The following is a 22,379-nucleotide window of genomic DNA, read 5'->3' on the forward strand; positions in this document are numbered from 1 at the left end:
GAGGTATTTATGACACACTACGTTGCAATTGATATCGGTGGAACCAACATCAAATATGGTTTGATTGACCAAGAAGGTCAACTTGTTGAATCGCATGAAATGCCAACTGAGGCGCATAAGGGTGGACCCCATATCTTACAAAAGACAAAAGATATCGTAGCCAGCTATTTAGAAAAAGGCCCAGTAGCAGGTGTTGCCATTTCTTCAGCAGGAATGGTGGATCCTGATAAGGGTGAAATTTTCTACGCTGGTCCTCAGATTCCCAACTATGCAGGAACCCAGTTCAAGAAGGAAATCGAGACGAGTTTTGGGATTCCTTGTGAAATTGAAAATGATGTCAACTGTGCAGGTCTGGCTGAGGCAGTATCTGGTTCAGGTAAGGGAGCGAGTGTCACACTTTGCTTGACTATTGGAACAGGTATCGGTGGTTGCTTGATTATGGATGGGAAAGTCTTCCATGGATTTAGCAACTCAGCTTGCGAAGTCGGTTACATGCACATGCAGGATGGAGCTTTTCAGGATCTTGCTTCTACGACAGCCTTGGTTGAGTATGTAGCAACAGCTCATGGAGATTCAGTTGATCAGTGGAATGGCCGACGCATCTTTAAGGAAGCTACCGAAGGAAACAAAATATGTATGGCTGGTATTGACCGTATGGTAGACTATCTAGGAAAAGGTCTGGCAAATATTTGCTACGTTGCCAATCCAGAAGTGGTCATTCTCGGTGGCGGGATCATGGGGCAAGAGGCTATCCTCAAACCGAAGATCCGCACAGCCTTGAAGGCGGCCTTGGTGCCAAGCCTAGCTGAAAAAACACGATTAGAATTTGCCCATCACCAAAACACAGCAGGTATGTTGGGTGCCTATTATCATTTCAAAACAAAACAATCCTAGTTTGGTTCAACCAAACTAGGATTTTCTAACGCGTTTTTGTCTACGATAGCCATTGAGTTTTTTATTTTCCCAATAGCTATTAAAGATTTTCTCCTTGCTTTCACGATTGATTTCCAAAAAGTAGGCATAAACCAAATCTATAAGGAAGAGCATGGGGAGCTGAGCGGATATCCGTTGAATGTAGGAAGGCTGGCTGTGGCTAGCAACAAGAACGGTCTCTGTATAGGCCTGACTATTTTTGTTTGGAGCGCTGGTAAAGAGGATGGTCTTGGCCCCCATCTCTTTTGCGTCTAATAGACTGTCTAAAATAGAAGGAGTTGTACCAGAAAGTGAGAAACCGAGTACTAGACAATTTTCATCCATGATGCTGGTCGTCCATGCAAAGCCGTCCTGATCGGTTAAGGCTTCACAGACCACACCCAGACGCATGAAACGCAGTTTCATTTCACGAGCGACAAGACCGGAACTACCTGTTCCAAAGAAGTAGACACGCTCAGCATCTTCGATTAACTGGGCAACGCGTTCCAGTTGTTCTTCGTCAATCAAATCCTGCGTTTGTTCTCGCATGATACTGTAGCTTCGCAAAACACGTTTGGTCAAAGGACTATGTTTGTGGGAATGAGTGTCCGGTTTACTAGCCTGATGCTGGTATTGAAAGACGAATTCTCGGTAACCTGTAAAACCACACTTTTTGGCAAAGCGGGTCAATGCTGCTTGGGAGATATGTAATTTCTGGGTAACTTGCTGAGAAGAAAGATCATCTTGACTCGTTTCAGGTTGTAAAAAATAGCGAGCGATTTCTTGCTCGAGCTCGGTTAATTCTTCAAAATGGAGGTCGATTATGGTTGCGATATCTGGCTTGTTCATGAGGCTCCTTTTTATGAGTCAAAGTCTTAAAGGTTAACGCTTTCCTAACTATTACTATCATTATATCATAGAAGTTAGGATAACCAAATAAAAAGGCATTTTCAGTTGAAAGTCAAAAAATGCTTCGACTTTTCCAAGAGTTTCTCCGTAAAATATGGTACAATGAAAAGTACTGAGCTTCACCTGTTTGCTCTATTATTTTATATGTAAATAAAGGTGAAAATCGGAAATTTTTCTAGAAAAGAGTCTTAGTTGTATGAGAAAATTCAATAGCCATTCGATTCCTATTCGGCTTAATTTACTGTTTGCCATTGTTATCCTCTTGTTTATGGCCATTATTGGTCGATTGTTATACATGCAGGTGCTCAATAAAGATTTCTATGAAACAAAATTGGCCTCAGCCAGCCAGACAAGGGTAACAACCAGTTCAGCTCGTGGACAGATCTATGATGCGGCAGGGAAACCCTTGGTAGAAAACACTGTCAAGCAGGTTGTTTCTTTCACACGAAACAATAAAATGACAGCAGCAGAATTGAAGGAGACAGCCAAGAAACTTCTCACATATGTGAATGTGACCTCCCCTAATTTGACAGACCGTCAGATTGCAGACTACTACTTGGCGGACCAGGACGTTTACAAAACAACAGTCGAATCCTTGCCAAGTGATAAACGCCTAGATTCAGATGGGAACCGCTTATCTGAAGCGACTCTCTACAATAATGCAGTTGAAAGTATTGACGTGAGTCAACTCAATTATACAGATGACCAGAAAAAGGAAATCTATCTCTTTAGTCAGCTCAATGCCGTTGAAAATTTTGCGACGGGCACCATTTCTACGGATGCCTTGAATGATACCCAAGTTGCTCTCGTTGCATCAGCATCCAAGGAATTACCAGGGATTAGTATTTCAACTTCATGGGATCGGAAAGTCCTAGACACTTCTTTGTCTTCAATTGTCGGTAGTGTATCAAGTGAAAAATCAGGTCTTCCAGCGGAGGAAGTGGACGCTTATTTGAAAAAAGGGTATTCTCTCAATGACCGAGTGGGAACTTCCTATCTTGAAAAGCAATATGAAGATGTTCTTCAAGGCAAACGCTCCGTCAAGGAAATCCACCTCGACAAACACGGGAATATGGAAAGTGTAGAAAATGTCGAAGAAGGAAGCAAAGGAAACAACATCAAACTAACGATTGACCTAACTTTTCAGAATGGTGTAGATGATCTACTCAAGAGCTACTTCAACTCAGAGTTGGGTAACGGTGGAGCCAAATACTCTGAAGGAGTCTACGCTGTAGCCCTCAATCCTAAAACCGGTGCAGTTCTAGCGATGTCGGGTGTCAAGCATGATGTCGAATCCGGTGAATTAAGTTCAGATTCGCTAGGAACGATAACCAATGTCTTTGTTCCAGGATCTGTCGTTAAGGCAGCAACCCTTAGCTCTGGTTGGGAAAATGGGGTCTTGTCAGGAAATCAAACTTTGACAGATCAGCCGATTGTTTTCCAAGGTTCGGCTCCGATCAATTCATGGTATACCTTGTCCTATGGCTCCTTCCCTATCACAGCAGTTGAGGCTCTAGAGTACTCTTCTAATACCTACATGGTTCAGACTGCGCTAGGGATCATGGGGCAGTCCTACCAGCCAAATATGATAGTCGCAACTGATCAGTTAGAAACTGCAATGGGCAAGTTGCGATCAACCTTTGGGGAATATGGACTTGGAGCTTCAACAGAGATTGACCTCCCAGATGAATCTACAGGATTTACACCAAAAGAATTTGATTTGGCCAACTATATTAATAACGCCTTTGGCCAGTTTGATAACTACACACCTATGCAGTTAGCCCAGTATGTCGCAACCATTGCAAACAATGGCGTACGATTGGCTCCTCACATCGTTGAGGGAGTTTATGGAAACAATGAACAAGGTGGCTTAGGTAATCTAGTTCAAGAAACAGCCACCAAGGAACTGAACAAGATCAATATCTCAGAAGCGGATATGGCCCTCTTGCACCAAGGTTTCTATCAAGTTTCGCATGGAACGAGCGCTCTGACAACTGGTCGTGCCTTTTCAAATGGCGCAGCCGTTTCCATCAGTGGGAAGACAGGTACTGCCGAAAGTTATGTTAATGGTGGTCAAAAGGCCAATAATACCAACGCAGTTGCTTATGCTCCGTCCGATAATCCTCAAATCGCGGTCGCAGTCGTCTTTCCTCATAACACCAACCTAACAAATGGTGTCGGACCTTCAATCGCGCGTGATATCATCAATCTTTATAACCAACAACATCCAATGAATTAGAAAGGAACTTATGCTGTATCCAACACCTATTGCCAAGTTAATTGATAGCTATTCGAAGCTTCCAGGTATCGGGATCAAAACGGCTACTCGTCTCGCCTTCTATACCATTGGAATGTCTGATGACGATGTCAATGAATTTGCAAAAAATCTCCTATCTGCCAAGCGGGAATTGACCTATTGTTCCATCTGTGGTCGCTTGACCGATGATGATCCCTGCTCTATCTGCACAGATCCGACTCGAGACCAGACAACGATCTTGGTGCTAGAGGATAGTCGCGATGTGGCTGTTATGGAAAACATCCAAGAATACCACGGACTCTATCATGTCTTGCATGGACTCATTTCTCCGATGAATGGCATCAGCCCAGACGATATCAATCTCAAGAGCCTCATGACCCGTCTCATGGATAGTGAGGTTTCAGAGGTGATCGTGGCAACCAATGCGACAGCAGATGGAGAAGCGACATCTATGTATCTCTCTCGTTTGCTCAAACCAGCTGGTATCAAAGTCACTCGTCTAGCACGAGGACTAGCCGTGGGAGCAGATATCGAGTATGCGGATGAGGTCACACTCTTACGAGCCATTGAAAATCGGACAGAGTTGTAGGTGAAGACCAGTTTACAAACTCAATTCATTATACAAAAATCGAGGAGACCGACTTTGTTTTTATCGGTCTCTTTTTATGTTTTTTGAAGATCAGTATTAGCTTCAAGTTTTAAAAAAGAAGCAAATATGATATACTAAAGAACGAATATTCTATTAGAATTAGGACAAACAATATGAAACAAACAATTATTCTTTTATACGGCGGACGCAGTGCAGAACGTGAAGTGTCTGTATTGTCAGCTGAAAGTGTTATGCGTGCGGTCAACTACGACCGTTTCACAGTCAAGACTTTCTTTATCAGCCAGTCAGGTGACTTTATCAAAACGCAAGAATTTAGCCAGACTCCAGGTCAAGAGGATCGTCTCATGACAAATGAGACCATTGATTGGGATAAGCAAGTTGCACCAAGTGCTATCTATGAGGAAGGTGCAGTGGTCTTCCCCGTCCTTCATGGTCCAATGGGAGAAGATGGCTCTGTTCAAGGATTCTTGGAAGTTTTGAAAATGCCCTATGTCGGCTGCAATATCTTGTCATCAAGCCTTGCCATGGATAAAATCACGACCAAGCGTGTTTTAGAATCTGTAGGGATTGCCCAAGTTCCTTATGTGGCCATCGTTGAAGGTGATGATGTGACTTCTAAAATCGCTGAAGTTGAAGAAAAATTGACTTATCCAGTCTTCACGAAACCGTCAAACATGGGTTCAAGTGTTGGTATTTCTAAGTCTGAAAACCAAGAAGAACTCCGTCAAGCTTTGGAACTTGCCTTCCAATATGACAGCCGTGTCTTGGTTGAGCAAGGAGTGAATGCCCGTGAAATCGAGGTTGGTCTCTTGGGAAACTACGATGTTAAGAGCACGCTTCCTGGTGAAGTGGTCAAGGACGTTGCTTTCTACGACTACGATGCCAAGTATATTGACAACAAGATTACCATGGACATCCCAGCCAAGATTAGTGATGATGTAGTAGCTGTCATGCGTCAAAATGCAGAAACTGCCTTCCGTGCGATCGGTGGCCTTGGTCTATCTCGTTGTGATTTCTTCTATACAGATAAGGGCGAGGTTTTCCTAAACGAGCTCAATACCATGCCAGGTTTTACCCAGTGGTCTATGTACCCACTACTTTGGGACAATATGGGAATCAGCTATCCAGAACTAATCGAGCGTTTGGTTGACCTTGCTAAGGAGAGCTTTAACAAGCACGAAGCGCATTTGCTATAAAATGAAAGAAGGGGTAGAAGCCAGAACTATCACTGCATGGTGACTAGAGTTCTCGGACTTCAACCCTTTTTAAAGGAGTAGAAATGAAATTAACAATCCATGAAGTCGCCCAAGCTGTTGGATCTAAAAATGATGTTAGTCTTTTTGCGGATGCTCAGTTAGAAAAAGCTGAGTTTGACAGTCGTTTGATTGGGCCAGGTGATTTGTTTGTGCCACTCAAAGGTGCGCGTGATGGTCATGACTTTATCGAAACAGCTTTTGAAAATGGTGCAGCAGTAACCTTGTCTGAGAAAGAGGTTGCAAATCATCCCTACATTTTAGTAGATGACGTTTTGTCTGCCTTTCAAACCCTAGCTGCCTACTATCTTGAAAAAACAGCAGTTGATGTCTTTGCGGTAACGGGTTCAAATGGTAAGACAACGACCAAGGATATGTTGGCGCATTTACTGTCAACAAACTACAAGACCTATAAAACACAAGGCAATTACAATAACGAGATTGGCCTTCCCTACACAGTTCTCCACATGCCTGAAGGGACAGAAAAGTTGGTCTTGGAGATGGGGCAGGATCACTTGGGTGATATCCATCTCTTGTCTGAATTGGCTCATCCAAAGACAGCCATCGTGACCTTGGTTGGGGAGGCTCATTTGGCCTTTTTCAAAGACCGTTCGGAAATTGCTAAAGGAAAAATGCAAATTGCTGATGGTATGGAACCAGGTTCCTTGCTATTGGTACCAGCTGACCCGATCGTAGAGGACTACTTGCCTACAGATAAAAAAGTGGTCCGTTTTGGGCAAGGAGCAGAGCTGGAAATCACAGACTTGGTAGAACGTAAGGATAGTCTGACCTTTAAGGATAATTTCTTGGATCAAGCCCTTGATTTGCCAGTGACAGGTAAGTACAATGCCACCAATGCTATGATTGCTGCTTATGTGGCTCTTCAAGAAGGAGTGTCAGAGGAGCAAATTCATCAGGCCTTTCAGAACCTAGAATTGACCCGTAATCGTACTGAGTGGAAGAAAGCAGCCAATGGAGCAGATATTCTGTCTGACGTATACAATGCTAATCCAACTGCTATGAAGTTGATTTTGGAGACATTTTCTGCCATTCCAGCCAACGAGGGTGGCAAGAAAATTGCGGTTTTGGCGGATATGAAGGAATTAGGTAGCCAGTCTGCTCAACTCCATAACCAGATGATTTTGAGCCTATCGCCAGATGTGCTGGATACCGTTATTTTCTATGGAGAAGACATTGCCGAATTGGCACAACTGGCTAGTCAAATGTTCCCAATCGGTCATGTATTCTACTTTAAGAAAACTGCGAGCGAAGATCAATTTGAAGACCTTGTCAAGCAAGTTAAGGAAAGACTCGGTGCCAATGACCAAATTTTGCTCAAAGGCTCGAACTCCATGAATCTAGCCAGGTTGGTAGAAAGTTTAGAAAATGAATGCAAGTGATTTTGCCAAGTATCTGCAAAGAATGATTGCCATTACAGATACTGGATTAACCTTTACAAAAGATCCTTTTGACCGCGAGCGTTACGAGGACTTGCGAAGCCTGTTATCTGAAATGTTGAATCAGGGATTAGACATAGATGCAGAAGAAGTGGCAGAAGTCATGAAACCAACTTCCGCTTATGCAACTCCTCTGATGGACGTCCGTGCTTGGATTGTTGAGGATGAAAAAGTCTGTTTAGTTAGAGGAAAAGGAGAGGATAGTTGGGCTTTGCCAGGTGGCTTTGGTGAAGTCGGCTATTCTCCAACCGAAAATATTCTCAAGGAAATTGAAGAAGAAACCGGTTTTACAGCAAAAGCTGAAAGGTTACTTGCAGTTTTTGATACCAATCGTTTCCAACTACAGAGCAAACAGTATGCAAAGTTTGTCTTTGAATGTAGGCTTCTTGATGGACAATTTCAAGAGAATCAAGAAATTGCTGAGCTTCAATTTTTTGCCATTGACCAACTGCCGGCCTTATCTGAAAAACGCATCACCAAGGAGCAAATGGAGATTCTTTGGCAAGTTTATAAAGGACAAAGAGACCAATATGTCGATTAGTTTGTGCTAGAGAAGTCGACAAATCAAAAAAGGGTGTCTGTAAAGTGCATTTCTGCAATACAAATGATATAATAGGTTGCGAATTTAAGACGCAAGTGTTCTATGAATAGCATAGAATCAAGTTTTTTCAAAAAATTTAAAAGCTGGAGAAAGTGAATTTTTTACTGCCTCTAGCTAGATGAACGAGGAATAGAATATGAATTTGTGGGATAAATTATTTACCACGCAGATATCAGAACCGCCCCAGTTTGAACTCCACTGGTATATTGGTTTGTTATGTTTACTGGCCTTTACTTTCTACGCTTCTTATCGTTTTCGCGACAAAGTGGCTTACCAACGATTTATTCAGATTCTTCAATCTGTTCAACTGATTGTTCTGTATGGCTGGTATTGGGGCAATCTCATGCCTCTGTCAGAAAGTTTGCCCTTCTATCATTGTCGTATCGCCATGTTTGTGATGCTCTTAATTCCAGGGACATCCAAGTACAAACAGTACTTTGCCCTTTTAGGAACTTTTGGAGCAACCGTTGCTCTGGCATACCCACTCTTTGACCCTTATCCGTTTCCGCACGTGACCATCCTGTCCTTTATCATCGGGCACGTGGCACTTTTGGGGAATGCGCTCCTATACTTGTTTAAGAATTATGAAGCTTCCCTGCTCAACTTCAAAAATGTAGCGATGATTACCTTCACCTTGAACGCTCTGATATGGGTTGTTAATTTAGTTGTCAGTGGGGATTATGGTTTCTTAACGAGACCGCCACTTGTTGGAAATCACGGACAACTTTTGAATTACCTTATTGTTTCGAGCGTTATCGTGATAGCAATTTGCGTAACAGCAAAATTGCTAGAGATTTTTTTACAGCAAAAATCGGAAGAATTTATTCAAGAGAAGGTCTAAAAAGACCTTCTTTTTTTGATGGGTTATAAATATTATCGAATTGTTGACAAGAACATCAAAAACTTTTTCCAGAAGAAAAATTTTCTATTATGTTCTCAAAAAACATGCAGGAAATTTACGAAAAACTAAGCATGATTAGTTTTTTTGTGTTATAATATTCTTTGAATAGCTATGCCCAAACATAGTTATTAAATAGAAGTGAGAAACTTGGAAGATAGAGAGGATGCGATGTAATGACTAGAGATGGTTTTTTTACAGGCTTAGATATCGGAACTAGCTCCATTAAGGTGTTAGTTGCTGAGCATAGAGATGGCGAAGTAAATGTAATTGGTGTTAGTAATGCCAAAAGTAAAGGTGTAAAAGACGGAATTATTGTTGATATTGAAGCGGCTGCTTCGGCAATCAAATCCGCAATCACACAGGCAGAAGAGAAAGCAGGCATTTCTATCAAGTCTGTCAACGTTGGTCTTCCAGCAAATCTTCTGCAGGTCGAACCAACACAAGGAATGATTCCTGTAACATCAGATACAAAAGAAATCACAGATCAGGATGTTGAAGATGTTGTTAAATCAGCTTTGACAAAGAGCATGACTCCTGATCGTGAAGTGATTACCTTCATTCCTGAAGAGTTCATCGTGGATGGTTTCCAAGGAATCCGTGACCCTCGTGGTATGATGGGTGTCCGTTTGGAAATGCGTGGTCTGCTTTACACAGGTCCTCGTACGATTCTACACAATCTTCGCAAGACGGTCGAACGTGTAGGTATCCAGGTTGATAATGTGATTATTTCACCTTTGGCGATTGTGAACTCCGTTCTCAATGAAGGCGAACGTGAATTTGGTGCGACTGTCATTGACATGGGTGGAGGTCAGACTACTGTAGCGACTATCCGCAACCAAGAATTGCAATTCACCAACATCTACCAAGAAGGTGGAGATTATGTTACAAAAGATATTTCTAAAGTCTTGAAAACATCTCAAAAGATTGCAGAAAGTTTGAAACTGAACTATGGTGAAGCTTACGTTCCACTTGCAAGTAATGAAACTTTCCAAGTTGAAGTAATTGGCGAAGTAGAACCTGTTGAAGTGACAGAAAGCTACTTGGCAGAAATTATCTCAGCACGCATCAAACATATCTTTGACCAAATCAAACAAGAGTTGGAAAGAAGACACTTGTTGGATTTGCCAGGAGGTATCGTCCTTATCGGTGGAAATGCAATTTTGCCGGGCGTTGTTGAATTAGCCCAAGAAGTATTTGGTGTTCGTGTAAAACTCTATGTACCAAATCAGGTTGGAATTCGCAACCCTGCATTTGCTCACGTAATTAGTTTATCTGAGTTTGCTGGTAAATTGACTGAAGTCAATCTTCTTGCTCAAAAAGCAGTTAAAGGAGATGAATTCCTTCGTCAAAAACCAATTAACTTTGGCATTCCAAATCAACGTTTGAATCCTGTGGCGCAACCAAGCCCAACACAGACAACTCCAGTTGAAACTGTACAGGAAGCTCCAGTTGCTCCCAAGGAAGAATTCCAAGCAAGTTCTCAAAGTAAACCGAAGCTAACAGAACGTTTCCGTGGTTTAATCGGAAGCATGTTTGATGAATAAAAGAGGATAAGAAATTATGACATTTTCATTTGATACAGCAGCAGCTCAAGGCGCAGTTATTAAGGTAATTGGTGTCGGTGGTGGTGGTGGTAACGCCATCAACCGCATGGTTGACGAAGGTGTTGCTGGTGTAGAATTTATCGCAGCCAACACTGATGTACAAGCACTTAGCAGTACGAAAGCAGAAACCGTTATCCAACTTGGTCCAAAATTGACTCGTGGTTTGGGTGCTGGAGGTCGTCCAGAAGTTGGACGCAAAGCTGCAGAAGAAAGCGAAGAAGCTTTGACGGAAGCAATCAGCGGTGCAGACATGGTCTTCATCACTGCTGGTATGGGTGGTGGATCTGGTACAGGTGCTGCCCCTGTTATTGCACGTATCGCTAAAGATCTTGGTGCTCTCACAGTTGGTGTCGTGACACGTCCTTTCGGATTTGAAGGAAGCAAACGTGGTCAGTACGCTGTAGAAGGAATCAATGAACTTCGCGAGCATGTTGATACTTTGTTGATTATCTCTAACAATAACTTACTTGAAATTGTTGACAAGAAAACACCGCTTCTTGAAGCTCTTAGTGAAGCAGATAACGTTCTTCGTCAAGGTGTTCAAGGGATCACTGACTTGATCACGAACCCAGGATTGATTAACCTTGACTTTGCTGACGTGAAGACTGTAATGGCAAACAAAGGGAATGCCCTTATGGGTATCGGTATTGGTAGTGGTGAAGAGCGCGTTGTTGAAGCAGCTCGTAAAGCGATTTACTCTCCACTTCTTGAAACAACTATCGATGGTGCCGAAGATGTGATTGTCAACGTTACTGGTGGTCTTGATTTAACTTTGATTGAAGCAGAAGAAGCTTCAGAAATCGTCAACCAAGCAGCTGGTAAAGGTGTGAACATCTGGCTTGGAACATCTATTGACGAAAGCATGAAGGATGAAATCCGTGTGACTGTTGTAGCGACAGGTGTTCGTCAAGAACGACTAGAAAAAGTAGTCGGGTCTGCTACCAACCAACCAGTTGGTCGACCATCAACTAAAACTCCACAAGCACACACATTTGACCGTCAATTCGACTTGGAAGAGACAGCAGAACTGCCTAAATCAAGTCCGCGTCGCTTTGAAACCAACCAAGCATCTGCTTTTGGAGATTGGGACTTGCGCCGTGAGTCAATTGTTCGCCAAACAGATCCCGTTGTTTCACCAGTTGAACGCTTTGAAACACCAGTTTCACAAGATGAGGATGAATTGGATACACCTCCATTCTTCAAAAATCGTTAATCAATGAATTTGAAAAAAAATACTGAATTAGTTTTTCAGCAAATTGCTGATGCTAGTCAAAAAGCCAACCGTAATCTAGATGCTGTTTCAGTAATCGCAGTGACAAAATATGTAGATGTACAAACAGCGGAAGCTTTGCTTCCGCTTGGCATCCATCATATCGGTGAAAATCGGGTTGATAAATTTTTAGAAAAATATCAGGCCTTGAAAGATTACCCAGTCACTTGGCATTTAATAGGAACACTACAGAGACGGAAAGTAAAAGAAGTAATCCCATATGTGGATTACTTTCATGCTTTAGACTCTCTAAAATTAGCCCAGGAAATTCAAAAGAGAACAGATCATGTTATCAAGTGTTTCTTGCAGGTTAATATTTCTGGGGAAGAAAGCAAGCATGGGTTTTCAAAAGAAGAATTGCTAGAACTTTTGCCAGAATTGGCTAAGTTAGATCAGATTGAGTATGTTGGTTTAATGACCATGGCTCCTTTTGAGGCAGACAGTGATGAATTGAAAGAAATTTTCAAGGATACGCAGGCTCTGCAAGCAGAAATTAGAGAAAAACAAATCCCTAATATGCCGATGACAGAACTCAGCATGGGAATGAGTCGTGATTTTAAAGAAGCGATTCTTTTCGGCTCAACCTTCGTTCGAATCGGTACAGCATTTTTTAAATAGGAGAGAGCTATGTCTTTGAAAGATAGATTCGATAAATTTATAGATTATTTTACAGAAGATGGAGAAGACGTGACTAACTATCAGATTCAACAAGAGGACACTGTTAGTCCAACCATCTCATCATCTAAAGAATTACCAGCATCTGCTCAGCCGGGATCAGTAAAAGATGCTAATATTACTCGCCTCCATGCTCGTCAACAAGAGTTGGCAAAGCAAAACCATCACTCAGATGAGAAAGTGACGATTGATGTTCGTTATCCAAGAAAGTATGAGGATGCAACTGAGATTGTTGATTTGTTAACTGGAAATGAAAGCATCTTGATTGATTTCCAATACATGACAGAAGTACAAGCGCGCCGCTGCCTTGATTACTTGGACGGGGCCCGTCACGTCTTGGCTGGAAATATGAAAAAAGTTGCGAGCACAATGTATCTATTGACTCCTATTAATGTCATTGTGAATATTGAGGATATCAAACTTCCAGATGAATCACAAAGCGCCGAGTTCGGCTTTGATATTAAACGAAATAGAGCAAGATAATGATTTTCTTAATCCGTTTAATCCAAAACGCAGTTAGCATTTACTCGATCATTCTCGTCGCATTTGCTCTTCTTTCATGGTTTCCAAATGCTTATGAAAGTCAACTAGGTCGCTTAGTCATTAGACTTGCTCGTCCAGTTATCGAGCCACTTCGTAAACTCAATTTGCAATTTGCGGGGCTTGATTTCACTGTTTGGGCTGCTCTGATTCTGATTCAGTTTGTTGGAAATCTCTTAACACGATTAGTAGTATTACTATGACAGCAAATAGAGCCATTTATCAGCACTTTTCCCATGATGATATTCCTTTTATTGATAAAGGATTGGAGTGGATCAAGCGGGTGGAAGATACCTATGCACCGGTGCTTAGCCCTTTTATCAATCCTCATCAGGAACAGATCTTGAGGGTGCTAGCTGGGACATATGAACTGGGTTGCCAAAGTAGTGGTGATTTTCTTCCGACGGAGTCGGTTCGTGTTCTTCTCTATCCAGATTATTTTGAACCGGAAATATCAGACTTTGAAATGACCTTGTTAGAAATTTGCTATCCGAGCAAGTTTGAACAGCTGAGCCATGGGAAAATATTGGGAACAATCATCAACCAGCTAGGAATTGACCGTAAATTATTTGGTGATATCTTGGTAGATGAAAAGAGAGCACAGATTTTTGTCAATCGTGATTTTATTCCTCTTTTCCAGGATGGAATAAGAAAGATTGGCAGACTTCCTGTATCGCTGGAGGAACGTCCTTTTACCGATAGGATTATATCTAAAATTGACTTTAGAGAACGAGAAATTTTAGTTTCGAGTTTTCGATTGGATGCCCTCTTATCAAGTGCCTTGAAATTATCTAGAAATCAAACCAGTCAACTGATTGAGAAAAAATCTGTTCAGGTAAACTATCATCTGGTTGAAAAATCTGATTACCAGGTTGCCGTTGGAGATTTGATCAGTGTGAGAAAGTTTGGTCGTCTAAAAGTTGTTAAAGACAATGGACAGACAAAAAAAGACAAGATAAAATTAAGCATTCAATTATTATTAAGTAAGTGAGGAAAAGTATGCCAATTACATCGTTAGAAATTAAAGATAAAACCTTTGGTACAAGATTTAGAGGTTTTGACCCAGAAGAAGTAGATGAATTTCTTGATATCGTTGTTCGTGACTATGAAGATTTGGTTCGTAGCAATCATGATAAAGAGACACGCATCAAGAGTTTGGAAGAACGTTTGTCTTACTTTGATGAGATGAAAGATTCCTTGAGTCAGTCAGTTTTGATTGCTCAAGATACTGCGGAGCGTGTCAAACAGGCTGCTCAAGAACGTTCGAACAATATTATTCAACAAGCTGAACAAGACGCTCAGCGTTTGCTTGAAGAAGCAAAATACAAGGCAAATGAAATTCTCCGTCAGGCAACAGATAACGCTAAGAAAGTGGCTGTTGAGACAGAAGAGTTGAAGAACAAGAGTCGTGTATTCCATCAACGCCTCAAGTCTACGATTGAAAGTCAATTGGCTATTGTTGAGTCATCAGATTGGGAAGACATTCTTCGCCCAACAGCAACGTATCTTCAAACAAGCGATGAAGCCTTTAAAGAAGTGGTGGGTGAAGTTCTTGGTGAAACTATTCCTTCACAACCTGAGGAAGAGCCTATTGATATGACTCGTCAATTCACACCAGAAGAGGTTGCTGAGTTGCAAGCTCGCATCGAGGCTGGAAATAAAGAATTGGCTGAGTTTGAAGCTCAACAAAATCAACAGACAGATGAAAGTGAACAACATGAAGAGTCAGTTGACGTAGAAACTACTGCAGCAACTGAGGAAGATACAAACAAAGAATCTGTTCGTATCCTATAAAAGTAAATGTGAGAACAAAATCTAACCAACTATATTTTCAGCGAGCGGGAGATGGTGTGAGCCCTGCAATCCCTAGTCGTTAGATTATCCTCTCAACGAATCCAGTCTGAAAACAGTAAGACTGGACGTTCCCCACGTTACGGGAAAAGAGGAAAAGAGACACTGTCTTTTTTCGAACAAAGGTGGTACCACGATTTTCGTCCTTTTTGGAAGTCGTGGTTTTTAATTTGTTAATATTTATAAAGGAGATACCATGAAACTCAAAGATACCCTTAACCTTGGGAAAACAGCTTTCCCAATGCGTGCAGGACTTCCTACCAAAGAGCCACTCTGGCAAAAGGAATGGGAAGATGCAAAACTTTACCAACGTCGTCAAGAATTGAACCAAGGAAAACCGCATTTCACCTTGCATGATGGACCTCCATATGCAAACGGAAATATCCACGTTGGACATGCCATGAACAAGATTTCCAAAGATATTATTGTTCGTTCTAAGTCTATGTCAGGATTTTACGCACCTTATATTCCTGGTTGGGATACACATGGTCTGCCAATCGAGCAAGTCTTGGCAAAACAAGGCGTGAAACGTAAAGAAATGGACTTGGTTGAGTACTTGAAACTTTGCCGCGAGTATGCTCTTTCTCAAGTTGATAAACAACGTGAAGACTTTAAACGTTTGGGTGTTTCTGGTGACTGGGAAAACCCTTATGTGACCTTGACCCCGGACTATGAAGCGGCTCAAATCCGTGTCTTTGGTGAAATGGCTAAGAAAGGCTATATCTATCGTGGTGCCAAGCCGGTTTACTGGTCATGGTCATCTGAGTCAGCTCTTGCAGAAGCGGAAATTGAATACCATGACTTGCTTTCAACTTCCCTTTACTATGCTAACCGCGTCAAAGATGGCAAAGGTGTCCTAGATACAGATACTTATATCGTTGTATGGACAACAACTCCATTCACTATCACAGCTTCTCGTGGTTTGACAGTTGGAGCAGATATTGATTATGTATTGGTACAACCAGCTGGCGAAGATCGTAAGTTTGTAGTTGCTTCAGAATTATTGAATAGTCTTTCTGAGAAATTTGGTTGGGCGGATGTGCAAGTCTTGGCAACCTACCGTGGTCAAGAATTGAATCACATCGTAACAGTCCACCCATGGGATACGGCTGTAGATGAGTTGGTAATCCTTGGTGACCACGTTACGACTGACTCTGGTACTGGTATTGTCCATACAGCCCCTGGTTTTGGTGAGGACGACTACAATGTTGGTGTTGCCAACGGCCTTGAAGTTGCTGTAACAGTTAACGAACGCGGTATTATGATGGAAAATGCTGGCCCTGAATTTGCAGGTCAATTCTACGACAAGGTTGTTCCAACTGTTATCGAAAAACTGGGTGATTTGCTCCTTGCTCAAGAAGAAATTTCTCACTCATACCCATTTGACTGGCGTACCAAGAAACCAATCATCTGGCGAGCTGTTCCACAGTGGTTTGCCTCTGTATCTAAATTCCGCCAAGAAATCTTGGATGAAATTGAAAAAGTGAAGTTCCACTCAGAATGGGGTAAAGTTCGTCTTTACAATATGATTCGTGACCGTGGCGACTGGGTTATCTCTCGTCAACGTGCTTGGGGAGTTCCCCTTCCTATCTTCTATGCTGAAGACGGAACGCCAATCATGACTGCTGAGACTATTGAACATGTAGCTCAACTCTTTGAGGAACACGGTTCTATCATCTGGTGGGAACGTGATGCTAAGGACCTCTTGCCAGAAGGATTTACTCATCCAGGTTCACCAAATGGCGAGTTCAAGAAAGAAACAGATATCATGGACGTATGGTTTGACTCAGGTTCATCATGGAATGGAGTAGTGGTCAACCGTCCAGAACTCAAATATCCAGCAGATCTTTACCTTGAAGGTTCTGACCAGTACCGTGGTTGGTTCAACTCATCACTTATCACATCTGTTGCCAACCATGGTGTTGCTCCTTACAAACAAATCTTGTCACAAGGATTTGCCCTTGACGGTAAGGGCGAAAAGATGTCTAAATCCCTTGGGAATACCATTGCTCCAAGCGATGTAGAAAAACAATTCGGTGCAGAAATTTTGCGTCTCTGGGTAACAAGTGTTGATTCAAGCAACGACGTGCGTATTTCTATGGATATCTTGAGTCAAGTCTCTGAAACTTACCGTAAGATCCGTAACACTCTTCGTTTCTTGATTGCTAACACTTCTGACTTTAACCCAGCTCAAGACGCAGTGGCTTACGATGAGCTTCGTTCTGTTGATAAGTACATGACCATCCGCTTTAACCAGCTTGTGAAAACGATTCGTGATGCTTATGCCAACTTTGAATTCTTGACAATCTACAAGGCCTTGGTGAACTTTATCAACGTTGATTTGTCTGCCTTCTACCTTGACTTTGCCAAAGACGTTGTTTACATCGAAGGTGCCAAATCATTGGAACGTCGTCAAATGCAGACTGTTTTCTATGACATTCTTGTAAAAATCACCAAACTCTTGACACCAATCCTTCCTCACACTGCAGAAGAAATCTGGTCATATCTTGAGTTTGAAGCTGAAGACTTCGTTCAATTGTCAGAATTACCAGAAGCGGAAACATTTGCTAACCAGGAAGAAATCTTGGATACTTGGGCAGCCTTCATGGACTTCCGCGGACAAGCTCAAAAAGCCTTGGAAGAAGCTCGTAATGCAAAAGTAATCGGTAAATCACTTGAAGCTCACTTGACAGTTTATCCAAACGAAGTTGTGAAAACTCTTCTTGGAGCGGTGGATAGCAATGTGGCTCAACTTTTGATCGTGTCAGAATTGACCATTGCAGATGGACCAGCTCCAGAAGGCGCTGTTAGCTTCGAAGACGTAGCCTTCACTGTTGAATGTGCTGCGGGTGAAGTCTGTGACCGTTGCCGTCGTATCGATCCAACTACTGCTGAACGCAGCTATCATGCAGTCATCTGTGATCACTGTGCAAGCATTGTAGAAGAAAACTTTTCGGATGCAGTTGCAGAAGGATTTGAAGCGAAATAATCAGAAAGAGACTGAGAAAGGTCGCTAAAATCATAAAAACGCATAATATCAAGAGTTCAAGTGCTTTGATATTATGCGTTTTATCATGGGAAAATTTACTAGTCCATTTCCTCAAATGAAGTTCTTTCTAGCCTGTCCGTGTAGATAATTAACATAATCAACTATTCAGTTTTCTCATAATTTTATATTTCTACTAATTATAGAGAAGACTGATAAGCTCTTCTCTTTTTAGTTGATTTTAACTAGCTTTTTTGTGAAAAATTGTGTAAAATAGAATAGATAAACGAGGGAAACCTCGAAAAATAAAAGGAGAATCCATCTAATGGTAAAATTGGTTTTTGCTCGCCACGGTGAGTCTGAATGGAACAAAGCTAACCTTTTCACTGGTTGGGCTGATGTTGATTTGTCTGATAAAGGAACACAACAAGCGATTGACGCTGGTAAATTGATCAAGGAAGCTGGTATCGAATTTGACCAAGCTTACACTTCAGTATTGAAACGTGCGATTAAAACAACAAATTTGGCTCTTGAAGCTGCTGACCAACTCTGGGTTCCAGTTGAAAAATCATGGCGCTTGAACGAACGTCACTACGGTGGTTTGACTGGTAAAAACAAAGCTGAAGCTGCTGAACAATTTGGTGATGAGCAAGTTCACATCTGGCGTCGTTCATACGATGTATTGCCTCCTGCAATGCCTCATGATGACGAATACTCAGCACACACTGACCGTCGTTACGCTTCACTTGACGACTCAGTCATTCCAGATGCTGAAAATTTGAAAGTGACTTTGGAACGTGCCCTTCCATTCTGGGAAGATAAAATCGCTCCAGCACTTAAAGATGGTAAAAACGTATTCGTAGGAGCTCACGGTAACTCAATCCGTGCCCTTGTAAAACACATCAAACACTTGTCAGATGATGAAATCATGGGTGTAGAAATCCCTAACTTCCCACCATTGGTATTCGAATTCGACGAAAAATTGAACGTCGTAAAAGAATACTATCTTGGAAAATAATCTATAAACAGAAAGCCTAGGATTCCTAGGCTTTCTGTTTTTGCTTCTGGTTTCCAACTAGTTGAAAAAGCGTTATAATGATAATAGGAAGTAATTTGTTTGAGGGAAGGTGTGTCTGATGGCTTATATTGAGATGAAACACAGCTACAAGCGTTACCAGGTTGGGGATACAGAGATTGTGGCTAATCGTGATGTGAATTTTGAAATTGAAAAAGGGGAGCTGGTTATCATACTTGGCGCTTCAGGTGCTGGAAAATCAACCGTTCTCAATCTTTTAGGAGGTATGGATACCAATGATGAGGGGGAGATTTGGATTGATGGTGCCAATATTGCCAATTATAGTTCGCACCAACGAACAAACTATCGTCGTGAAGATGTAGGCTTTGTTTTTCAATTTTACAATCTGGTCTCTAATCTGACGGCCAAGGAAAATGTGGAACTGGCTTCAGAAATCGTGACAGATGCCTTGGATCCAGAGCAAGTGCTCAAAGATGTAGGTCTGGCTCATCGCCTGAATAACTTTCCAGCCCAGCTTTCTGGAGGGGAGCAACAGCGAGTCTCCATCGCACGTGCTGTAGCCAAAAATCCTAAAATCCTCCTTTGTGATGAACCGACGGGTGCCTTGGATTACCAGACGGGGAAGCAAGTCTTGAAGATTCTCCAAGACATGTCTCGTCAAAAAGGAGCAACGGTGATTATCGTAACCCACAATGGCGCGCTAGCCCCTATTGCAGATCGGGTGATTCATATGCGCGATGCTACAGTTAAGAGCATGACGGTCAATGAGCATCCGCAGGATATCGATACATTGGAGTATTAGCATGAAAAAAACGTATCGGAAAGACCTATTTCAGTCAGTGACGGCTTCAAAGGGACGCTTTGTTTCTATCCTGACCTTGATGATGCTGGGTTCTTTAGCCCTTGTTGGTCTCAAAGTGGCCAGTCCAAATATGGAACGTACGGCAGGGGATTATCTCCGTAAAGCCAATACCCTAGATCTGGCAGTGATAGCTGATTATGGCTTGGACAAAGAAGACCAAGACGAACTAAAGACACTTCAAGGAGCAAGTGTTGAGTTTGGCTATATGGCAGACTTAACTGTTGAACATAGTGAAGAAGCGGTTCGACTTTATTCCAAACCAGAGAGCATTTCAACCTTCCAAGTGACAGAAGGGCGACTGCCAGAAGCTAATGAGGAAATTGCCTTGGCTGATTTCTGGAAAGACCGTTATCAGATTGGAGAGACCATTACCTTTAGCAAGAAAGAAGAAAAGTCCGTCCTAAAATCCCAAGCTTTCACAATTACTGGATTTGTTCAGTCGGGTGAAATCCTTTCTAAAAAAGACTTAGGGAGTGCTAGCAGTGGGAATGGAAGCTTGGCCGGTTATGGAGTGATTTTACCCAGTCAGTTTGATACAGAAGTCTACAGTATTGCGCGTGTGCGCTATGACGATTTAAAAAATCTGGATGCTTTTTCATCAGACTATAAGACCAAACGAACCCAACACCAGGAAGAGTTGCAAGACTTGCTGTCCGATAATGGTCAAAAAAGATTGGCAAACATCAAAACAATTGGGCAAAAGAGCCTGGAAGAGGGCAAAGAGCAGCTTTAAACAGCTGAGAGTAATTTTCAAAAAGGGAAAAGTCAATTAGAGCAGGCTGAAAGTCGCTTGAAAACGCAAGAAGAACAAGCGACCGCTCTACCAGAACCACAAAAGAGTCAAGCCAAGGGACAGCTGACAAAAGCTAAGGAAGAAATGGCGACAAAAAAAGAAAAACTGGCTCAGACAGAGAGTGATTTAACTAAGGAAAAAGAGAAGCTAGAACAGCGTCAGAAAGATCTTGATGAACTGGCAGAGCCGAAATACCACGTATACAATCGTCAAACCATGCCAGGTGGTCAAGGTTACCTCATGTACAGCAATGCATCATCAAGCATTCGTTCAGTCGGAAATATCTTTCCAGTGGTGCTTTATATGGTCGCTGCAATGGTGACCTTTACAACGATGACTCGCTTTGTGGATGAAGAGCGTACCAATGCTGGTATTTTCAAGGCCTTGGGTTACCGCAACCGAGATATTGTTGCCAAGTTTGTCCTCTATGGTTTTCTTGCAGGAACTGTGGGAACCATTATAGGAACACTTCTAGGACATTATCTCCTTGCAGGCGTGATTTCGGATGTTATAACAGCTGGGATGGTCGTTGGGAAAAGTCAGGAGTATTTCTATTGGTCTTATAGTCTTATTGCCCTAGCTTTAAGTTGGGTATCCAGTGTCTTGCCGGCTTATCTGGTAGCGCGAAGGGAATTACACGATGAAGCAGCCCAACTCTTACTTCCAAAACCTCCCGTTAAGGGATCAAAGATTTTGCTGGAACGCCTGAGCTTTATTTGGAGTCGTTTGAGTTTTACTCATAAGGTTACGGCAAGAAATATTTTCCGTTATAAGCAACGAATGTTGATGACCATTTTTGGAGTTGCAGGTTCGGTGGCTCTCCTATTTGCAGGTCTTGGCATTCAGTCTTCTGTGGGAGGAGTTGTGGAGCGCCAATTTGAACAAATCCAGCAATACCAGATGATTGTAGCGGAAAAGAGCAGTGCGAGTGAGCAAGAAAAAACAGATCTAGAAAGCGCCTTGCAGGCTGAATCTATCTATGCTTATCAAAAGATTTACTCTAAATCCATTGAAAAAGATTTCAAAGGAAAAGCAGGACTTCAAACCATCACTATGATGGTTACTAGTGGAGAAGACTTTAAGCCTTTTATCGCATTAGAGGAGAATGGGCAAGAGGTGCAGGTCACTGATGGAGCGGTCGTGAGTCAAAAATTAGCCCAACTAGCAGGTGTTACGGTTGGAGATGAGCTGGAGCTTGATGGGAAGGAAATCAAGGTCGCAGCTATTTCTGAAAACTATGTTGGACACTTTGTTTATCTCAACCGAGCGACTTACGAACAAGTCTATGGCACTCGTCCACAAGACAATACCTACCTAGTAAAATTAAAAGAGCCAACACCTTCCAATACGGAGAAAGAAGCTGCTACCTTCATGGAAAAAGCTGCTGTTTCTGGGGTCGTCCAAAATGCGACGGCCATCCATCTCTTTGAATCTGTAGCTAGTTCGCTCAATAAAACTATGGCCATCCTTGTCCTTGTTTCGGTTTTACTAGCCATTGTCATTCTCTACAATCTCACTAACATCAATGTGGCAGAACGTATTCGTGAACTTTCCACTATTAAGGTTCTTGGTTTCCACAATAAAGAAGTGACCCTCTATATCTACCGTGAGACCATGGTGCTGTCCCTTGTGGGAATTGCTCTCGGTTTGGTAGCTGGCCACTATTTACATCAATTTTTGATTCAAATGATTTCACCTGCCACCATACTTTTTTATCCTCAGGTCAGCTGGGAAGTCTATGCTCTTCCAATCGTCGCAGTGACTGTAATCTTAACCTTACTGGGCGTCTTTGTCAATCACCACTTGAGAAAAGTGGATATGCTCGAAGCCCTGAAATCAGTAGAGTAATTCAAGGTTTTAAA

The 22,379-nt window shown here is 42.1% G+C and carries 18 protein-coding genes and 1 pseudogene; 18 read left to right on the forward strand and 1 reads right to left on the reverse strand.

Going from position 1 to position 22,379, the window contains the following annotated elements; all coding sequences use genetic code 11:
• The first annotated feature begins 9 nt into the window (after window positions 1-9).
• Window positions 10-894: an ROK family protein gene (locus M1F74_RS03190; RefSeq protein ID WP_247946261.1), complete on the forward strand. Its 885-nt coding sequence runs from the start codon at window positions 10-12 to the stop codon at window positions 892-894.
• 15 nt (window positions 895-909) lie between these two features.
• Here the strand turns inward: M1F74_RS03190 and M1F74_RS03195 are convergent, their stop codons facing one another.
• Window positions 910-1,761, reverse strand: coding sequence for a MurR/RpiR family transcriptional regulator (locus tag M1F74_RS03195; RefSeq protein WP_061588649.1), 852 nt, complete (start codon window positions 1,759-1,761; stop codon window positions 910-912).
• Window positions 1,762-2,017: 256 nt separating this feature from the next.
• Between M1F74_RS03195 and pbp2b the strand changes: the two genes are divergently transcribed.
• From pbp2b to M1F74_RS03280, 17 genes and pseudogenes are all read left to right on the forward strand, one after another.
• Window positions 2,018-4,060, forward strand: coding sequence for a penicillin-binding protein PBP2B (gene pbp2b, locus M1F74_RS03200; protein ID WP_061588648.1), 2,043 nt, complete (start codon window positions 2,018-2,020; stop codon window positions 4,058-4,060).
• A 10-nt stretch (window positions 4,061-4,070) separates the two neighbouring features.
• On the forward strand, window positions 4,071-4,667 hold the full coding sequence (gene recR, locus M1F74_RS03205) for a recombination mediator RecR (protein ID WP_247946262.1): 597 nt from the start codon (window positions 4,071-4,073) through the stop codon (window positions 4,665-4,667).
• 173 nt (window positions 4,668-4,840) lie between these two features.
• Window positions 4,841-5,884, forward strand: coding sequence for a D-alanine--D-alanine ligase (locus tag M1F74_RS03210; protein WP_247946263.1), 1,044 nt, complete (start codon window positions 4,841-4,843; stop codon window positions 5,882-5,884).
• 83 nt (window positions 5,885-5,967) lie between these two features.
• Window positions 5,968-7,341: a UDP-N-acetylmuramoyl-tripeptide--D-alanyl-D-alanine ligase gene (locus M1F74_RS03215; protein WP_247946264.1), complete on the forward strand. Its 1,374-nt coding sequence runs from the start codon at window positions 5,968-5,970 to the stop codon at window positions 7,339-7,341.
• The gene (locus M1F74_RS03220; RefSeq protein ID WP_084911394.1) at window positions 7,328-7,939 is read left to right on the forward strand and encodes an NUDIX hydrolase N-terminal domain-containing protein; all 612 of its coding nucleotides are present in this window, start codon (window positions 7,328-7,330) and stop codon (window positions 7,937-7,939) included. The genes M1F74_RS03215 and M1F74_RS03220 overlap by 14 nt, the downstream gene beginning before the upstream one ends.
• A 196-nt stretch (window positions 7,940-8,135) precedes the next feature.
• Window positions 8,136-8,840, forward strand: coding sequence for a YwaF family protein (locus tag M1F74_RS03225; protein ID WP_247946265.1), 705 nt, complete (start codon window positions 8,136-8,138; stop codon window positions 8,838-8,840).
• A gap of 233 nt (window positions 8,841-9,073) precedes the next feature.
• Complete coding sequence (gene ftsA / locus M1F74_RS03230; RefSeq protein WP_000196340.1) at window positions 9,074-10,444, forward strand: cell division protein FtsA; 1,371 nt, start codon at window positions 9,074-9,076, stop codon at window positions 10,442-10,444.
• Window positions 10,445-10,460: 16 nt separating this feature from the next.
• The gene (gene ftsZ / locus M1F74_RS03235; protein ID WP_000144258.1) at window positions 10,461-11,717 is read left to right on the forward strand and encodes a cell division protein FtsZ; all 1,257 of its coding nucleotides are present in this window, start codon (window positions 10,461-10,463) and stop codon (window positions 11,715-11,717) included.
• A gap of 3 nt (window positions 11,718-11,720) precedes the next feature.
• On the forward strand, window positions 11,721-12,392 hold the full coding sequence (locus tag M1F74_RS03240) for a YggS family pyridoxal phosphate-dependent enzyme (RefSeq protein ID WP_247946266.1): 672 nt from the start codon (window positions 11,721-11,723) through the stop codon (window positions 12,390-12,392).
• 9 nt (window positions 12,393-12,401) lie between these two features.
• The gene (locus M1F74_RS03245; protein WP_247946267.1) at window positions 12,402-12,932 is read left to right on the forward strand and encodes a cell division protein SepF; all 531 of its coding nucleotides are present in this window, start codon (window positions 12,402-12,404) and stop codon (window positions 12,930-12,932) included.
• Window positions 12,932-13,192, forward strand: a complete 261-nt coding sequence (locus M1F74_RS03250; RefSeq protein WP_247946268.1) for a YggT family protein — start codon at window positions 12,932-12,934, stop codon at window positions 13,190-13,192. The genes M1F74_RS03245 and M1F74_RS03250 overlap by 1 nt, the downstream gene beginning before the upstream one ends.
• Window positions 13,189-13,980 (forward strand): RNA-binding protein, encoded by a 792-nt coding sequence (locus M1F74_RS03255; RefSeq protein WP_247946269.1) that lies wholly within the window; start codon window positions 13,189-13,191, stop codon window positions 13,978-13,980. The genes M1F74_RS03250 and M1F74_RS03255 overlap by 4 nt, the downstream gene beginning before the upstream one ends.
• A gap of 8 nt (window positions 13,981-13,988) precedes the next feature.
• The gene (locus M1F74_RS03260) at window positions 13,989-14,783 is read left to right on the forward strand and encodes a DivIVA domain-containing protein (protein WP_057489337.1); all 795 of its coding nucleotides are present in this window, start codon (window positions 13,989-13,991) and stop codon (window positions 14,781-14,783) included.
• A 253-nt stretch (window positions 14,784-15,036) separates the two neighbouring features.
• Window positions 15,037-17,829 (forward strand): isoleucine--tRNA ligase, encoded by a 2,793-nt coding sequence (ileS, locus tag M1F74_RS03265; protein WP_247946270.1) that lies wholly within the window; start codon window positions 15,037-15,039, stop codon window positions 17,827-17,829.
• A gap of 322 nt (window positions 17,830-18,151) precedes the next feature.
• Entirely contained in the window at window positions 18,152-18,844 is a 693-nt protein-coding gene (locus M1F74_RS03270; RefSeq protein ID WP_000240120.1) for a phosphoglycerate mutase, read from the forward strand.
• A gap of 118 nt (window positions 18,845-18,962) precedes the next feature.
• Window positions 18,963-19,664: an ABC transporter ATP-binding protein gene (locus M1F74_RS03275; protein WP_000323386.1), complete on the forward strand. Its 702-nt coding sequence runs from the start codon at window positions 18,963-18,965 to the stop codon at window positions 19,662-19,664.
• A pseudogene (locus tag M1F74_RS03280) lies at window positions 19,660-22,365 on the forward strand (FtsX-like permease family protein). The gene M1F74_RS03275 and the pseudogene M1F74_RS03280 overlap by 5 nt, the downstream one beginning before the upstream one ends.
• Window positions 22,366-22,379: the final 14 nt, after the last annotated feature.

The organism is Streptococcus oralis (assembly GCF_023109315.1).
In the GTDB taxonomy this organism is placed as follows: domain Bacteria; phylum Bacillota; class Bacilli; order Lactobacillales; family Streptococcaceae; genus Streptococcus; species Streptococcus oralis_BS.

Excerpts from the sequence above, each read along its gene's own strand:
- M1F74_RS03190 (WP_247946261.1), top strand. The coding sequence starts at position 10 with ATGACACACTACGTTGCAATTGATATCGGTGGAACCAACATCAAATAT.
- M1F74_RS03195 (WP_061588649.1), bottom strand. The coding sequence starts at position 1,761 with ATGAACAAGCCAGATATCGCAACCATAATCGACCTCCATTTTGAAGAA.
- pbp2b (WP_061588648.1), top strand. The coding sequence starts at position 2,018 with ATGAGAAAATTCAATAGCCATTCGATTCCTATTCGGCTTAATTTACTG.
- recR (WP_247946262.1), top strand. The coding sequence starts at position 4,071 with ATGCTGTATCCAACACCTATTGCCAAGTTAATTGATAGCTATTCGAAG.
- M1F74_RS03210 (WP_247946263.1), top strand. The coding sequence starts at position 4,841 with ATGAAACAAACAATTATTCTTTTATACGGCGGACGCAGTGCAGAACGT.
- M1F74_RS03215 (WP_247946264.1), top strand. The coding sequence starts at position 5,968 with ATGAAATTAACAATCCATGAAGTCGCCCAAGCTGTTGGATCTAAAAAT.
- M1F74_RS03220 (WP_084911394.1), top strand. The coding sequence starts at position 7,328 with ATGAATGCAAGTGATTTTGCCAAGTATCTGCAAAGAATGATTGCCATT.
- M1F74_RS03225 (WP_247946265.1), top strand. The coding sequence starts at position 8,136 with ATGAATTTGTGGGATAAATTATTTACCACGCAGATATCAGAACCGCCC.
- ftsA (WP_000196340.1), top strand. The coding sequence starts at position 9,074 with ATGACTAGAGATGGTTTTTTTACAGGCTTAGATATCGGAACTAGCTCC.
- ftsZ (WP_000144258.1), top strand. The coding sequence starts at position 10,461 with ATGACATTTTCATTTGATACAGCAGCAGCTCAAGGCGCAGTTATTAAG.
- M1F74_RS03240 (WP_247946266.1), top strand. The coding sequence starts at position 11,721 with ATGAATTTGAAAAAAAATACTGAATTAGTTTTTCAGCAAATTGCTGAT.
- M1F74_RS03245 (WP_247946267.1), top strand. The coding sequence starts at position 12,402 with ATGTCTTTGAAAGATAGATTCGATAAATTTATAGATTATTTTACAGAA.
- M1F74_RS03250 (WP_247946268.1), top strand. The coding sequence starts at position 12,932 with ATGATTTTCTTAATCCGTTTAATCCAAAACGCAGTTAGCATTTACTCG.
- M1F74_RS03255 (WP_247946269.1), top strand. The coding sequence starts at position 13,189 with ATGACAGCAAATAGAGCCATTTATCAGCACTTTTCCCATGATGATATT.
- M1F74_RS03260 (WP_057489337.1), top strand. The coding sequence starts at position 13,989 with ATGCCAATTACATCGTTAGAAATTAAAGATAAAACCTTTGGTACAAGA.
- ileS (WP_247946270.1), top strand. The coding sequence starts at position 15,037 with ATGAAACTCAAAGATACCCTTAACCTTGGGAAAACAGCTTTCCCAATG.
- M1F74_RS03270 (WP_000240120.1), top strand. The coding sequence starts at position 18,152 with ATGGTAAAATTGGTTTTTGCTCGCCACGGTGAGTCTGAATGGAACAAA.
- M1F74_RS03275 (WP_000323386.1), top strand. The coding sequence starts at position 18,963 with ATGGCTTATATTGAGATGAAACACAGCTACAAGCGTTACCAGGTTGGG.